Annotated in this window: 12 protein-coding genes; 10 read left to right on the top strand and 2 right to left on the bottom strand. The window is 40.7% G+C overall.

Annotation, left to right across the window (positions count from 1 at the left end; translation table 11 throughout):
• Positions 1-65: 65 nt before the first annotated feature.
• The 10 genes from FO440_RS21660 to FO440_RS21620 all read left to right on the top strand — a co-directional run bounded on the left by FO440_RS21660 (position 66) and on the right by FO440_RS21620 (position 11923).
• Positions 66-1205 carry a phosphotransferase enzyme family protein gene (locus FO440_RS21660; protein WP_144250403.1) on the top strand — a complete coding sequence of 380 codons (1140 nt, stop codon included), beginning with the start codon at positions 66-68 and terminating at the stop codon, positions 1203-1205.
• Positions 1206-1266: 61 nt separating this feature from the next.
• On the top strand, positions 1267-4464 hold the full coding sequence (locus FO440_RS21655) for a SusC/RagA family TonB-linked outer membrane protein (RefSeq protein WP_186292748.1): 3198 nt from the start codon (positions 1267-1269) through the stop codon (positions 4462-4464).
• Positions 4465-4476: 12 nt separating this feature from the next.
• Positions 4477-5940: a RagB/SusD family nutrient uptake outer membrane protein gene (locus tag FO440_RS21650; RefSeq protein WP_144250401.1), complete on the top strand. Its 1464-nt coding sequence runs from the start codon at positions 4477-4479 to the stop codon at positions 5938-5940.
• Between the two features lie 43 nt (positions 5941-5983).
• Entirely contained in the window at positions 5984-7378 is a 1395-nt protein-coding gene (locus FO440_RS21645; protein ID WP_144250400.1) for a DUF4832 domain-containing protein, read from the top strand.
• A gap of 21 nt (positions 7379-7399) precedes the next feature.
• Positions 7400-8260: a PKD domain-containing protein gene (locus FO440_RS21640; protein WP_144250399.1), complete on the top strand. Its 861-nt coding sequence runs from the start codon at positions 7400-7402 to the stop codon at positions 8258-8260.
• A gap of 133 nt (positions 8261-8393) precedes the next feature.
• Complete coding sequence (locus FO440_RS21635; RefSeq protein WP_144250398.1) at positions 8394-9677, top strand: sugar MFS transporter; 1284 nt, start codon at positions 8394-8396, stop codon at positions 9675-9677.
• Positions 9678-9744: 67 nt separating this feature from the next.
• Complete coding sequence (locus tag FO440_RS21630; RefSeq protein ID WP_144250397.1) at positions 9745-11094, top strand: Gfo/Idh/MocA family protein; 1350 nt, start codon at positions 9745-9747, stop codon at positions 11092-11094.
• A 138-nt stretch (positions 11095-11232) separates the two neighbouring features.
• Positions 11233-11388 (top strand): hypothetical protein, encoded by a 156-nt coding sequence (locus FO440_RS24565; RefSeq protein ID WP_186292747.1) that lies wholly within the window; start codon positions 11233-11235, stop codon positions 11386-11388.
• A gap of 43 nt (positions 11389-11431) precedes the next feature.
• Entirely contained in the window at positions 11432-11722 is a 291-nt protein-coding gene (locus FO440_RS21625; protein ID WP_144250396.1) for a hypothetical protein, read from the top strand.
• Between the two features lie 6 nt (positions 11723-11728).
• The gene (locus FO440_RS21620) at positions 11729-11923 is read left to right on the top strand and encodes a hypothetical protein (protein ID WP_144250395.1); all 195 of its coding nucleotides are present in this window, start codon (positions 11729-11731) and stop codon (positions 11921-11923) included.
• On the opposite strand, the gene FO440_RS21615 is transcribed toward FO440_RS21620, so the two are convergent.
• Positions 11895-14147 carry a GH92 family glycosyl hydrolase gene (locus FO440_RS21615; protein WP_246104292.1) on the bottom strand — a complete coding sequence of 751 codons (2253 nt, stop codon included), beginning with the start codon at positions 14145-14147 and terminating at the stop codon, positions 11895-11897. The two genes, FO440_RS21620 and FO440_RS21615, sit on opposite strands and share 29 nt — an antisense overlap.
• 1 nt (position 14148) lies before the next feature.
• On the bottom strand, positions 14149-16368 hold the full coding sequence (locus tag FO440_RS21610) for a GH92 family glycosyl hydrolase (protein WP_144250394.1): 2220 nt from the start codon (positions 16366-16368) through the stop codon (positions 14149-14151).
• Between the last annotated feature and the right edge of the window lie 46 nt (positions 16369-16414).

Genomic DNA, 16414 nt, shown 5'->3' with positions numbered 1-16414 from the left:
TATTTAGTATTTAAGTGTACGAACACATAATATTTTTATATCAGCCAAACAACCAAAATATTTTAATGAATACACATGATTTTGATATAGCCGCAATTGCGCTTAAGTTTCAGGTAACAGGAAGTATAGCCGAAGTACGCAATTATGGTACTGGGCACATAAATGATACTTTTCTTTTGAAAAATAGCAACCCGACTCAGCCTGATTATTTACTGCAGCGCATCAATCATTATGTGTTTAAAGATGTAACTGGCTTGATGGAAAACATCGCTAGGGTAACAGATCATCTTGAAGGTAAAATTAGCCCGGACAGCAATCAAAAGTTATTAAGCCTTATTGATACAAAAAACGGAAATACCTTTTACAAAGATATTGATGGCAATTACTGGCGGCTCTATCTTTTTATCCCGGGATCAAGGAGTTATGATATTGCAGAAACAGCACAGCAGGCTTATCAGGCTGGGATAGCATTTGGTCGTTTTCAATCAATGTTGTCGGATATGGATCCGGCATTACTATCAGAAACAATTGTTGATTTTCATAATATCGAGAAAAGACTTAAAGATTTTCATGAGGCGGTGCAGGCGGACAAAGTTAAACGACTTGCGGATGTAGCTATTGAGATAGAAATTATTACCCGGCATGAAAAAGATATGTGTACCATAAATCAATGGGGGCGAGCCGGTTTAATACCCAAGCGAATTACCCATAATGATACTAAACTAAACAATGTATTGCTTGATGCCGATGATAAAGCTATTTGTGTGATAGACCTGGATACGGTTATGACCGGTTACGTCGCTTATGATTTTGGTGACGCCATCAGGACAATTACCAATACCGCAGCCGAAGACGAGGCCGATATTGAAAAAATACAGGTTAATACTGATTTATTCACTGCATACACAGAAGGATATATTAAAACAACCGGAAATTTTCTTACAGAGAAAGAAATTGAATCACTTTCATGGGGTATGCTATTGCTGCCTTATATGCAGGGGGTAAGATTTTTAACCGATTACCTTCAAGATGACACTTACTTTAAAATAGCCTATCCGGAGCACAACCTGGTGCGGGCTAAAGCACAATTTAGTTTATTTACAAAATTGCATGAACAAAGCCCGAAGTTGCGACAGATAATTACAGATACCGTAACTGCGCAAAATATTTCAACTGGAATAAATACACAACTATCAAATAATTAATGAATTAATTTTTACTGTACCACCTAAAAAACCAAGTATGTATAACAATTTTTTACACAAAATGAAGCTCTTTTTTGCGGCGATATTGCTTTTAAACTTGCAGTATCTCCCCGCAATGGCTGAAGGCAAAGTAAGGAGCGTAGCTGATGAACGCTGGCAGGGTCCCATCAGCGGAACAGTTACCGATGCAAAAGGGGAGCCACTTCCCGGTGTTACTGTATCCATTAAAAACGGTACAACAGGTACTACTACCGATGTAAAAGGAAACTTTTCCATTACGGCTAAAGTTGGTGATGTTTTAGTGATCAGGCTGATTGGCTTTACTACTAAGGAGATCCCGGTTATTGGTGATGCCGCTTTAGATGTTACCCTTGAAGAATCAAATACTGGCCTTAATGAGGTTGTGGTAATTGGTTACGGTACACAAAAGAAGAAAGACCTCACCGGCGCTGTTTCAACCGTAAAAACAAGTGACCTGGTGCTTGAGCAAGGTCCTGAAATAGGTAACATGCTAAAAGGTAAATTGGCAGGTGTAACCATCAGGCAAAACAGCGCACAGCCGGGCGGTGGTTTAGATATTTTGGTACGCGGTTATGGTGGTTCGGTATATGGTAATTCAGAACCTTTATATGTTGTTGATGGTTTTTTGATTTCTGAATTACAGCAACCAGAAACAGGTGGCAGGTATAACGCCGGTACGCAAAGTTTTTTAGCCTCGTTTAATCCGAATGATATTGAATCAGTAGAGGTGCTGAAAGACGCGAGCGCGACAGCAATATATGGCTCGCGTGCGGCTAACGGGGTTGTTTTAATAACTACTAAACACGGTTCAGAAGGTAAAGCCAAAGTCAGTTATGATGTAAATTATACCTATCAGAAATTTAAAAACCCGTTTGATGTGTTGCCATTAGATCAATGGATGCAGGTACGGAACGAACAAGGCCAGGAACAGTGGAATTTCGATAATCACATAGCGCCATACGGAACTGCAATAGCGTCTGAAGTTATTGCAAGCGGAGTGCAACCTTACCGTAAGCTCTACACGCAAAAAGCAATTGATAATGTGGGGGGCGGAACGGATTGGATAGGTTTGGTTACACGTAATGGGACAACTTTGCAGCAAAATGTTTCTATTTCAGGTGGTACTAAAGCAACAAAATATTTTATATCTGCCAATTATTATAACCAGGATGGCGTTATTAAGAACTCTGGTTTAAACCGTTATAGCTTACGTGCAAATCTTGACCAGGAGCTAAGCAAAATATTTAAATTCAGTGTGAATTTAACGGCCAGCCGTATTGATAATTTAAACAGCCAATTAGGTGGCGATCAGTACGAAAACTCGGGTGTTATCAGGGCCGCCATTCAGCAGGGACCGCATATCCAGGCAATTGATGAAGATGGTAACTATCCCATCAATCCGCAATTAGTGTTACAACCAAACCCCTATTCATTACTTACTATCACAGATAAGGGTAGAATAGATAGGATGTTGCTAAATACTTATCTTGATATTACGCCGATGAAAGACTTGGTTATCCGCCTAAAAGCCGGGGTTGATCATGGATATACTTTAAGAGAAAGCTATATACCCACATCAACCATACAAGGTGCATTAGAAGGTGGCCGTGCTTTTATAGGCGATGAAAATAGTGATAATTATTTATTGGAAGCAACTGCAACTTATAAAAAGACCATCGCACATTTACATAACTTTGAGTTACTCGGGGGGGCTTCTAAGCAAAAATTCAACGATCAGAGTAATACAGCCGGTGCCACAGGTTTTATCACAGATGGTTTTCTTTGGAATAATTTAAGTGCAGGAGCAAACATCCAGACCCCCACCTCTTCAGGCTCCAGTAGTGAAATAGCATCTTATTTTGGACGTTTAAATTATAATTTCGATAGCCGGTATTATTTTACTGCAACCCTTCGCTCGGATGGTGCCAGTATTTTTGCAAGAAATCACAAATGGGGTACTTTTCCATCAGCCGCGGTTGCCTGGAATGTAGCCGAAGAATCATTCTTTTCTAAAATTAAAAATACGGTATCGCAACTTAAGCTTAGGCTTAGTTACGGACAAACCGGTAATGCCAATATTGGAAAAAGTTTTTCACAGTATGCCAACGCTTTCGCGGCCTATGGCTCTTATCCAGCATGGTTATCGGGTTCAGATACCAGGCTTATAGGTGTTTCTTTATATAGACTTGAAAATCCTGACCTTAAATGGGAAACTACAAGTAGCATAAACCTGGGCTTAGATTATTCACTATTTAATGGCAAAGTTGACGGATCTATAGAAGTATTCCGGAACGTCGTGTCGGATCTCTTGGATGTTAAAAACCTTAATTCATATCAGGAGGTAAATACCGTAATATACAATGTTGGTAAAACATTAGGTAAAGGTATTGAGGTAAGCATCAATGTCCGTAATATTAAAACAGATAATTTCCAATGGAGAACTTTATATACTTTTTCGACAGTTAAAAACAACTGGAAAGAGCGTTCACCTGATTGGAAACCATTTGTTTATCAAAGCCCCAATGATCCTCTTAGGGCAAATTATAATTATGTATCTGACGGTATTTTACAGATCGGAGAAAAAGCGCCTGTTTCACAACCGTTGTTATTACCGGGTATGATAAAAATTAAAGACATTAATGGCTACGTGCGCGATGCTGCAGGTCACCCGGTTGTTGATGCTAACGGCAGGTTTTTAAGAACAGGTAAACCTGATGGTATAATTGACGATGCGGATGAAAAATTATTTGGTTCCACAGACCCAAGCGCAATGGCGGGCATCACCAATATTTTTACCTATAAACGTTTCTCGCTTAATTTTGATTTTAACGGATTGTTTGGCCGTTCAATGGAAGATCCTAATTATGTATCTTATGGTGTAAGCGCTTACGGTATCTACTCAAATGGCTACAATGCTTTAAAAACCGTTAAAAACAGGTGGACACCAACAAACCCAACTAACTCGCAACCAAGTTCATTTTATGGATTTTCTCCATACCCAGTAGGTAATTTCTTTGTAGAGAATGCCTGGTTCATCAGGCTGCAAAACGTTTCATTGGGATATGATATCCCAGTTAAATGGGCAAAAGGAACAATTTCTTCGATCCGTTTCCATATAGATGGCCAGAATATGTTTGTGATAACACCATATAAAGGGGTTGATCCTGAAACAGATTCATATACAGCTGCTTATCCAAACATACGGTCATTTTTAGCTGGTGTAAACGTTACATTTTAATTAGATATAAAGATGAAAAGATATAGATTAATAATTGCGTCGGTTGCAGTACTGCTAAGCAGTTGTACGAAAAACCTTAAAACTCTTGATTATTCAGACATCAACCCAAGTATCTTCCCCAAAACAGCTGCGGATATTGAAGCTTTGGTTAATGCAGCCTATTACCCGCTAAGAGGATCATATAGTAATGGTATTTTTTCCACCTCAGAAAGAGGTGAAATGTTTTTGTCGGACGCTACTACAGAAATACTGTGGGGACCTTATGGCGACCAAAATACAGCAACACTGCAAAGCTACCTGCCAAAAGATGCTGCTTTTACTCATTATTATGATGATTATTATAATAAGATAAGCCAAATGACACTTACGATTGACCAGATACAAAAATCAACTGTGACTGATGAGGTGAAAAAGAAAGCTATTGCAGAAGTGCGCTGCGCACGCGGGCTTTTAGCTTATACCTTATTTGATTTGTATGGACCGCTTGTAATTGCACCGCTTGACGTTTTACAAAATCCGTTAAAGGAAGTAACCCTTGCCCGTTTATCAAACCAGGAAATGGTTGATTATATAAAAGCCGACCTGGTTGCCGCAGCGGCCGATCTGCCTTCACCGGCAGAAGCCGAATATGGCAGATTTAATAAAGCACTGGCAAAAATGATCCAGATCAGGCTTGACCTTCATGAAAAGAACTGGGCTGAGGTGTTGACGCTTTGTAATGATATCATTGCATATGGTTATTACACCATTGATCCTAATTATGTAGGTATGTGGGACCTTGAAGGTGCCAAAAACAGTAAAGAAGTGATTTGGGCAATACCATGTGATTATGCAGGCACAAGCGAAAACCAATGGCAGTTGATGGTGCTTCCTGCTGTATTTGCCCCTAAAGGCGGTTTTGGCACTATACAAAGCACATGGTATTTCTACGATAGCTTTGAAAGCAATGATAAACGTAAAACTATGCTGATAACTGAGTTTACCGGCAGTGATGGTATTACGTATAACAGGGGCAATCCGGGGACACTTATCAACTATGGCCCTATACCACTAAAGATAAACCAGGATGCAGCCCGTACTACCGGTTTGACAACAGTTGACATCATCATGTACCGTTATGCTGACGTACTATTATCAAAAGCAGAAGCTGTTGCCAACATTTCAGGCCCTAACCAGGAAGCTATGGACTTGGTGACAACAATCAGGCAAAGGGCAGGTCTGCAGGCAAAACCATTGGCTCAATACAGTTCATTATCACAGTTCAATGATCTGATCCTTTTGGAAAGAAGTCATGAATTTTGGTGCGAAAATGGGCAATACAGGGCAGACGAGATTCGTATGGGCAAATTTATATCACGCTGCCAGGAGGTTAAACATTCAACCTTGACCAATGAATATAAAGTTTTATATCCTTTTTCTCAGGCACGTGTTGCCGAGGGTAAAGGCAAATTTATTCAAAACCCCGGCTATAATTAAGATTGCTTTAAGTGATTATAATTAGAAAACTTAAAACTATAAGATGATGAAGATTAAGAATTTTAATAAACTGATTGGGGCTGGTGCATTAGTTGTTTTGCTATGCTGCGGAATATTTGTGGCCTGTAAAAAAAGCAGCGGCGGTGGTAGTACCAATAACCCTCCGGTAGTTACAACGGATGATGGCGTTAAGTTTGACCTGTCAACAGATATATTCCCAAATCCGGAGCGGGGATTTACAAAAACATATACTACAAATACACCTCTGGACCCTGTATCATTAAATACTTTTCGTGTAAATCAAAATACAACGCTTATAGTAAGGGTTTTTTATCTGTCAGACTATAAAAACAAAGCAATTGATCAAACCTATCTTAATTTTATTCAAACAGATCTGAATACTATCCGTAATGCGGGCCTTAAAGGCGTTGTACGCTTTGCTTACACAGAAACAGATAGCGATGCCTCACTTGCTATAGTTGAACAGCATATGGACCAGCTAAAGCCCGTTTTCGAGGCTAATAAAGATGTGATAGCTTTTGTTCAGGCAGGTTTTATTGGTGACTATGGCGAATGGCATGACTCGACTAATGGCTTAGCTACTGCTAATAACGAAAAAACAATACTTACAAAATTGTTAAGTGTAGTGCCGGCAGATATCATGGTACAGGTACGTACGCCGTTACAAAAGCAACAAGTATTTGGTACTGCTGTAGCTATCACAGCAGCACAAGGATATTCAGGCACCGATATTGCCCGGGTAGGGCAGCATAACGACTGCTTTTTATCAAGCGACGATGATTACGGTACTTATGTAAACGCGACCCTTGAGAAACAATACATCAGTGACGAAGCTTTGTATGTGCCTGTAGGTGGCGAAACTTGTCCGCCGCTTGGTGGCTATTCAAGCAGCTGCGACCAGGGGCGTACCCAAATGAAATTGTTAAGATGGACCTATTTGAACATGGACTATTATCAACCGACATTAAGCGGCTGGAAAACGTCAGGTTGTTTTGATGAGTTTGTCAGAAACCTGGGTTATCGCCTCGCGCTGGTTAATGCGGTGTTACCCGCTCAGGCTACCGTAAACGGAAGTTTAAAACTGGGCATAAATATTACTAACGTGGGTTATGCGCCGCTTTACAATAAGAAAACAACCAGCATTATCTTAAAAAATACAACTACCGGCACTTATTACGAAGCTCCGCTTGCGTATGATATCCGCGGAGTAAAACCGGCAGCAACTGTTAAGCTTGATGAATCTGTTAGTCTGAGTGGCATACCTGCAGGTACCTATTCACTTTATATGCGTATTGCTGACCAGGCACCCGGCTTAAAAAGTAGGGTAGAGTATGCTATCAGGTTGGCTAATGTGGGCACCTGGGTTCAGGATAACGGCGGAATGAATGATCTGAAATCGACTTTAAAAATTATGTAAATCTTTAAAATATTAAAAACGATGAAAAAAAATATTACATATCTATGCTGCGCAGCGCTAATTATGCTCTGCATAAGCGCCTGTAAGAAAAATGACCAGGGCAGCGGCACCAAGGCTGTGTTTAGTTACGTTGCCGACGGGTTTAACGTTAATTTTACCAATTTTTCAAGAAACGCTTCAGAATACAGTTGGAATTTTGGAGATAATAGTGGCGAAACATCAACAAAAAAATCGCCGCAGCATATTTTTAAAAGTAAGGGAGATTTCCTGGTTACACTAACGGCAAAACAGGGCTCAACGGTAAGTACGTTTACCGATACGGTTAGTATAATAGGCCCCAATATCAAAATTGATGGCGACTTTACCGATTGGCAATATGTTGATTATTCGTTCACAAACACCGATCTTACGAATGGGGGCACTTTGCTTGGTATAAAAACCTTTGCATCGCCAACTGATATTAACTTTTACCTGGAAGGTACGCCGGATATGCAATTTGCCATTATTGATATGTATATTGATGCCGATAATAATCCTAAAACAGGCTTTACAACCGGACAATATCCTTTAGGATCAGGTGCCGAATTTTTATTTGAAGGCAGCTTAGTTGGCGGCTGGGGGAGTTTGTATACTCACACAGGTGACCCTGCAGCCTTTTCATTCTCGCCCATATTTGACATTGCCGATGTGTTACATTACTCGGCTATTAAAAGTGTAAGCGGTAAAAATGCAATAGAGTTTTCTATTAAGAAAGATAAACTTGGAACGTTAAAAAGCGCTATCAATTTCTGTATTGTGGAAAGCACATCCGGTTATGCGCAATTAGGTTCTATCCCTGCAAATAATACAGCTGCATCAGGCTTTTTACAAGTAAAATTGTAACATCTCATCATATTTAACCCGTATCAGCCAAAAACATTGGTTTGATACGGGTTAATGTACCCCTGATAAGCCATATTTAAAATTAGTTTGAATATATTAGGGTACTTTAATTAAAAAATAGCTTACAATTTAAATGACAACAGCCCAACTCTCAACTCAACAAGTTAAAAAAGCACTAAACCCAATTGTAATTATTGGTTCATTATTCTTTGTTTTTGGTTTTGTAACCTGGTTAAACGGAACGCTTATTCCATTTTTACAGTTAGCCTGTCAGCTTAATACGTCGCAGGCCCTTTTGGTAACTTCAGCTTTTTATATGGCTTATTTCTTTTTGTCGATACCATCGTCGCACATACTAAAAAGAACAGGCTTTAAAAATGGCATGTCACTGGGATTATTTGTAATGGCCATAGGGGCGTTAATATTTATACCTGCCGCTAATACCCGTACATTCCCGTTATTTCTTATAGGCTTGTTTGTTCAGGGTATGGGCTTATCATTATTGCAAACAGCATCAAACCCTTACATTGCTATTGTGGGGCCGATTGAAAGCGCCGCCCAACGTATCAGTATTATGGGCATCTGCAATAAAGCAGCAGGAGCACTTAGCCCGTTGATATTAAGTGCATTGGTTTTGAAAGGTGCACAGGGGATTGAAAATCAGTTAAAGACCATTACAGATGCTACGCAAAAAGAAGCTTTATTAAGCCAGTTGGCCGCAAGGGTAATATTACCTTACGTGATTATTGCTATTGTATTGATCACTTTGGCATTATTGATCAAATATTCGTCACTACCAGAGATAAATACCGAAAAAGATCACGTAAATGAAGATGGGGCAGTCTTAGCTTCAAAAAGCAGTATATTCAAATACCGTAATCTTAACCTTGGAGTACTCTGTTTATTTTTATATGTAGGGGTTGAAGTTATGGCAGGAGACGTAATTGGTACTTACGGAAAATCGTTAGGTATGAGCCTCGACCAAACCAAGATATTTACATCATATACGCTTGCATCAATGGTAATAGGTTACATCATTGGCATTGCAACCATACCTAAATACATCAGCCAGGAAAAAGCTTTAATGATCTCGGCCATTGTTGGTATCTTGTTCAGTATTGCAGCATATCTTACACATGGTTATTTAAGTATTGTATTTATTGCATTGCTTGGTTTTGCAAATTCATTAATGTGGCCCGCAATATTTCCGTTGGCTATTAAAGGACTTGGTAAATACACTAAATTGGGTTCAGCTTTGCTGATCATGGGTATAGCAGGTGGTGCTGTGTTACCGCAGATATACGCTGCTTTAGCTAAGTCAATACCAACACAACTGGCATTTTTAATTTGTATGCTGCCTTGTTATGTTTATATATGCTTTTATGCTATCTCAGGTCATAAAGATACGGCCAGGTAGCCTTTAATAATAAACCAAACAATGTCATTCGCCCTAAATGGATGATATATTAAATTATACACTAAATATGGAAAGAAGAAGATTTATAATAAACAGCGCGATAACCGCTGCTGGATTTGCAATATTACCATCAGGTAGTCTTTTTGCATCTGCGCCACAAAAAGTAAGAATGGGATACATCGGCGTTGGTGCACGCGGCATGAGTCACGTAAGCGAAGGCTTATTGCGCGATGACGTTGAAATTGTGGCTGTATGCGATATTCAGGAAAGTTCATTAAAGATTTTCAGGGAATACGTAGCCAAGAAAGGGCATGCCCCGATAAAAGAATATACCGGTGGCCTTGACGCCTATAAACAACTGCTTGACCGCAAAGATATAGATGCAGTTATAATAGCTACGCCATGGCAGTTTCATCATCCGCAGGCCATTGATGCCATGAAGGCAGGTAAATACGTAGGCTGTGAGGTTATTGCAGGCCTTACAGTCGAAGATCATTGGGATATTGTACATACGTCCGAAAAAACGGGAATGCCTTATATGACGCTCGAAAATGTATGTTACCGTCGTGATGTAATGGCTGCACTTAATATGGCGCGCCAGGATCTTTTTGGCGAAATAGTGCATCTTGAGGGGGGGTATCAGCATAACCTGCGTGGTGTACTATTTAACAACGGCAAGCAGTATTACGGCGGCGGTGTAGAATTTGGCCCGAATGCATTGAGCGAGGCCCAATGGCGCACGCAGTTTAACATTGACGTTGATGGTGATATTTACCCGACGCACGGCGCGGGCCCATGTATGCATTATGCCAATATCAATGCAGGGAACCGTTTTACCAATTTGGTGTCAGTTAGCTCTAAAGCGAGGGGCTTAGCTGCTTATGTTGAAGAGTTATCACCCGGTAATAAAAATGCGAAGATCAATTATAAAAATGGCGACGTAACTACCACAATGATCAACTGCGCAAATGGCGAAACCGTATTGTTAAGTCATGATACGCATCTGCCACGCCCGTATTCTTTAGGTTTTAGGGTACAGGGTACGAAAGGGCTGTGGATGGACGTAGCTAATAGTGTGTATATCGACCATAAATCGAAGGAAGATGATTCCTGGGATCCGGCGCAAACCTGGTTTGATAAATACGACCACCCGCTATGGAAAAAATATGAAAAATTTGCTGAGGGTGCCGGTCATGGTGGTATGGATTGGTTTGTGTTTAACGCGTTTGTAGAATCGGTAAAGCAAAAGAAACAAACCCCTATTGATGTTTATGATTCGGTAACTATGAGTGTAATTACACCGTTATCAACAAAGTCCTTAAAGGAAGGAAACGCTCCGCAAGAATTCCCTGATTTTACCCAGGGAAAATGGAAAACCCGGAAAAATACATTTGCATTAGACGATAGCGGATTTTAATAAGATACTCACCGTCTCTTTTAATTATAACGAAACTATTTAAAGCCCAATGGATTATGCGATCTGTTGGGCTTTTTTATTGTTTTTAGAAACTTTACTAAAACTTATATGTTGTTATAGTTAATAAAGAAGTAGTGTATGGAAACGGCAGGTATGAAAAAGAAGTTGGATAAAAACAGTAACGATAAAGCCGTGCGTGTCCGAAAAAAGGCCGCGTCAGCATCAGGTGATGAAAGCAGCGTGGCATCAGAATTAAAAAATCGAGAGCATGGTAATGAAAAGCCGGCCCGGTAAGTAAGTGGGGTAAGAAGGACACACGATTAAGATTTATCAGACAATGAACGAGATTATTGCATTTGCAGAAATTGCAGCAAAAACATTTACAACAGACGTTATACATATATTAAAAAATGAAATAGGCGACCAGGGAACAGTTGCCGGCTTAGGTAACCAGGTACTCATCAAGATCAGCCAGACGGATTTTGAGTTCAGGCTGGGCAATATGCTACAGCAGATCTACAGAGTTATCGATCAGCATTTTCCAACCCGAGATGAACACTTGTCTATCATCATCCGTGACACTGATGCACGTTATGAAAATGTGTTTAAGATCTGGAAATCAGTTTAATCGTTTATGAAAAAACATACCGTACCTAACGAACCAGAGGAAATGCCTCTCGAACCCGAGCGTCCGGAAATAAAGCAACCTGCCGACCCGAAGGAACCAGAGATACCTGAAAAGGAAATCCCAGAAATACCGCAGGAATTACCGCCTGGTCAGGATAAAAAAAGCGTTGTAATTACTCATATTTCTCAGGATCCACATTAATTGCAGATGGCGGAGCATTATATATTTTGCTACCCCAGGTTTTATTTGGTCGTGGCCCCATTTGCAATGTTAAAACACCGCCTTTAAGTAATTCTGAATGTGTGAACCATGGTTTATCTAAAGGTTTACCATTTAGCGTAGCTTTTTGAATATATACGTTTGTTTTTGAGTTATTTACCGCATTAATAGTAAACGATTTACCTGAAGATAGTTTAATAGTCGCTTCATTAAACGATGGGCTGCCGATATTGTAAACCGGCACACCCGGTGTAACAGGAAAGAACCCCATCATTGATAATACTACAAAAGCCGTTGTGCCGCCGCCATCTTCATCGCCGGGGATACCAAATACATTATCAGGGTACCAGGTATCTATCAGCATCCGGATGCGTTTCTGCGTTTTCCAGGGCGCGCCCATATAATTGTACAAATAAGGGATATGGTAACTTGGCTCATTACCCATTACAAACTGGCCCACCAGGCCCGAAGCATCCGGTTGGTTTAACCAAAATAAGAACTTGGGTAAACTCAAATCTTCTCTAAATAATTGATCGAGCTTAGCTTCTGCTTTTTGGCGGCCGCCCATTTTTTCAAATAATCCTGTCAGATCATGTTTAGGTGTCCAGTTATAAGTGTATGAGTTATTTTCTGTCACGTATTCGCGCCCCAGTAATTTGGTGTTATACGGGTAGATCCAGTTACCTTCTTTGTCCTTAGGCCAAACAAAGCCTTCTTTTTGGTTATAAACGTTTGCATACCATCCGGCTCTTTTCAGAAATAGTGGTTTATCCTTTGCGTAACCTGCAGGTGTTGCCAGTTGCGCTATGGCCCAATCGCAAATACTCCATTCTAACGTGATGGAAACACCTTCATTGCCACGTCCTTCCCACCATTTATCCATGTCCACACCGTCTTTGCTGCCGCGTTCTTCGGGGTGGGTAGAGTAGAGGTAGCCATGTGTGTTATAAAATGAATCGATAGCAGTTGCAGGCCCGTTTCTCCATGGTAGTAAAGTCCCTTCTAACGAGTTTTTCTTTAAGCCTTCGTACGCGGTTTTTACATCAAACCGTAAGCCTTTTGCCCAGGCGTCAGCCATCCATGATGCGGCATGGTTACCTGTCATGGCCGGCCAATCTCCGGTAGCTAAAGCAAATGTCGGCATCCATCCACTCTGTTTGTACATGGTGATGTATGAATTTATTTTTTGTACTTCCTGTTTTGGATCTAAGATGGTGTGCAATGGTTCATCGGCTATGTACATATCCCAGATCCAGTTATCTACAAAAAACGGCTGATCGCTTTTATGCACCTGGTGATCGTAGGCACTATAGTACTGGCCGTACTCGTTAATATCGACCATTCTTTCATAAGTACGGTAAAGCGAAGTATAAAAAGTGCGTTTTTGAGCGGTTGTACCGCCCTTTACTTCAATTTGGCTTAGTTTTTTATTCCAGATGCTTTTTGCTTTTTCTTTTACGGCGTTAAAATCCCATGCAGGTATTTCAATGCCCAGGTTAGCCTTTGCCTGATCTATACTGATGTATGAAATGGCATATTTGAATTTTACCTGCTGATTGTCAAAACTTGCCAGCATACGTTTTTTATCAGCATCATTCTGATATTTTAAGCTGCTGATATCCTGGTCTGCCTCGGCATAGAAATAAGTTTTAAGGCCGGTGATTTCTTCAAACCCGGTTATTACCCGCTTGCTTTGTTGTTGTACATTCCCGGCGTTACCATTTAAGCCAATCCGCAGGTAGTTATTGCTTTTGTCTTTAAAATCGATATTAAAAAAGCCGCTTTTTGTACTGGCGGTAAATTCCACAACCATGCCATTATCCTCGTCTTCGGCCTGGTAATAGTAAGGGGTTGTTTTTTCGGATGCTATGGTAAATTTCTTACCCCAAAAGCCATCGTCTTGCTTACCTTTTATCGGCAGAAAAGAAAACGCATATTCTGTACGATGCGAAACCACAGTCAGCGGGAAAAAGCTGATCTGATCATCCAACTGATCTTGCTTCATCGGGAACACCCGTAGAATAGAATTTGGCAAATGAACAAGCGGGCGGGTTGGCTGCAAAACTATACCCGATCCACCGATGTTGGGGTCGACATAGTCAAGCGGTGTTAATGCTGTTGATTTTTTCTGTTGAGCAAAGCTACTTACACTAGTCGCAATTAATAAAAGGGCAGTCGCTGCTAAATTTTTATAATTTCTCATCATCCTACCATTTATTATTTAAGTAAAGCGAATTACCATCTGACGGCGGGGCATCTTTAATCGTGCTGCCCCAATTACGGTTGGGTTTGTTACCCATTTTAAAATTGATAGTTGCTCCGTTTACAAGATCCGTATGTGTAAACCATGGTTTGTTTAATTCAGAACCATTTAAAGTCGCGCTTTGAATATATTTATTATCTGACGAGCTGTTAGCCGCGTTAATGGTGAATTTTTTACCATTCGGCAGGTTAATGGTGACTTTTGTAAACACTGGGCTGCCGATGTTATACACCGGGATACCCGGCGTAACAGGGAAAAACCCCATCATGGAGAATACTACGAATGAGGTCATACCGCCGCCGTCTTCATCGCCGGGGATCCCGAACAAGTTGTCAGTATACCAGGTGTTAAGCAGCATACGGATGCGTTTTTGAGTTTTCCATGGCGCACCCATATAGTTGTATAGATAGGGGATATGAAAGCTGGGCTCATTACCCATAACAAACTGCCCCACTAATCCCGAAGCATCAGGTTGTGTTTTCCAGAAAATGAATTTCGCTGTACCCAAGTCTTCTCTGAATAAGTTATCCAATTTGTTTTCGGCTTGTTTGGTTCCGCCCATCAGGTTAAATAAACCCTTCAGATCGTGCTTAACAACCCAATTATAGGTGTACGCGTTGTTTTCAGTAAAGAACTCCCTGCCAGCGCTTTTCGGGTCCATATTATCTATCCAGTTACCATCCTTATCCTTGGCCCACATAAAACCTTTGTCTTTTCTAAACACGTTCTGGTAATTTTTAGAGCGTGACATAAACAAATCTTCATCTTTAGGCAAGTTCAACTCGGCAGCTAAGCGGCCAATGTTCCAGTCGCTAAAACTATTTTCTAAAGTGACTGATACAGCCTGGCGTTTCTCCCAAACGTTTTCTACCTGCGGAACTGTCTCGGCTTCGCCATAATGTAAGCCCGGCATATAGCCATGTTTATTATAAAACGAATCTAAAACGGTAGCAGGCCCATTATTCCAGGGTAGTAAAGTGGCATCTAATGAGTTTTTTCTCAACCCTTCATAAGCAGTTTTTAAATCAAAGCTGCGAAGGCCTTTAAACCACGCATCGGCCATCCAGGAGGCGGCGTGGTTACCTGTCATAGCAGGCCAGTCGCCAAAAATTAACGCGAATGATGGCATCCACCCGCCTTGCTGGTACATAGTGATGTAAGAGTTTATCTTCTGCTGTTCCTTTTTAGGATCCAATATCATGTGCAGCGGGCCTAAGGCTATGTAAGTATCCCAGATCCAGTTATCTACAAAAAATGGCTGAGCGCTTTTATGTACCTGGTGATCATATCCGCTGTAATATTGGCCATGTTCGTTAATATCAACCATACGCTCATAACAGCGGTAAAGCGATGTGTAAAATACCCGTTTCTGCGCAAGTGTACCACCCTCAACATTTACTTGCGACATTACTTTATCCCATTCACGGTAAGCGGTGTTCTTAACCTTGGCAAAATCCCAGCCTGGTATTTCTTTCAGCAAGTTTTGTCGCGCTTGCTCAATGCTGATGTAAGATATAGCATATTTAAAACTTACATTCTTAGGTGCTTTAACCAGCATATCTTTTTTATTGGCAGACGCCTTACTGGCTGCTTCGGCTATATCTCCATCTGTTTCTGCGTAAAAATAGGCTTTCATGCCCCTGAAAACTTCTGTGCCTGTAAGTGTGCGCTTATCGGCAATGGTAATTTGCCCGTCTTCATTCAAAATGCCTAATCGCAGGTAGTTATTGGCATTTTCTTTAAAGGCGATCTTGAAAAATCCACTTTTTTCTGATGGAGCAAACTCTATTAAATTACCAACATCGCCTAATTCAGACTTATAATAGTAGGGGGTAAGTACTTCATAATTATAAACTTCTTTTTTATCCCAAAGTTCAGCTTTATCAGGTCCGTTAAGTGGCATAAAGCTGAATAGGGATACTACACGATGCGATGCTACTGTTAGCGGGAAATAAGAAACCTGGTCGTCCAACTGATCCTTCCTAACCGGGAATACCCTGATCAACTGATTTGGCAATTGCACAGTAGGGCGTGTAGGTTCTAATATAAGCCCCACACCGCCAATGGACGGATCGACATAGCTTAAATTAGACTTTTTTTGTTGGGCAGCAGCGGTAAGGCCAAATGCCATTAAAGCAATAAAAACTGTGTTAAAGTTTTTCATTTAATATGGTTTTATCAGGATTAATTGGTTGCGCCCGACAGGATAT

The sequence above is a fragment of the Mucilaginibacter corticis genome, from assembly GCF_007558865.1.
GTDB classification, from domain to species: Bacteria; Bacteroidota; Bacteroidia; order Sphingobacteriales; family Sphingobacteriaceae; genus Mucilaginibacter; species Mucilaginibacter corticis.
This window is presented reverse-complemented; position numbering and strand designations above follow the sequence as displayed.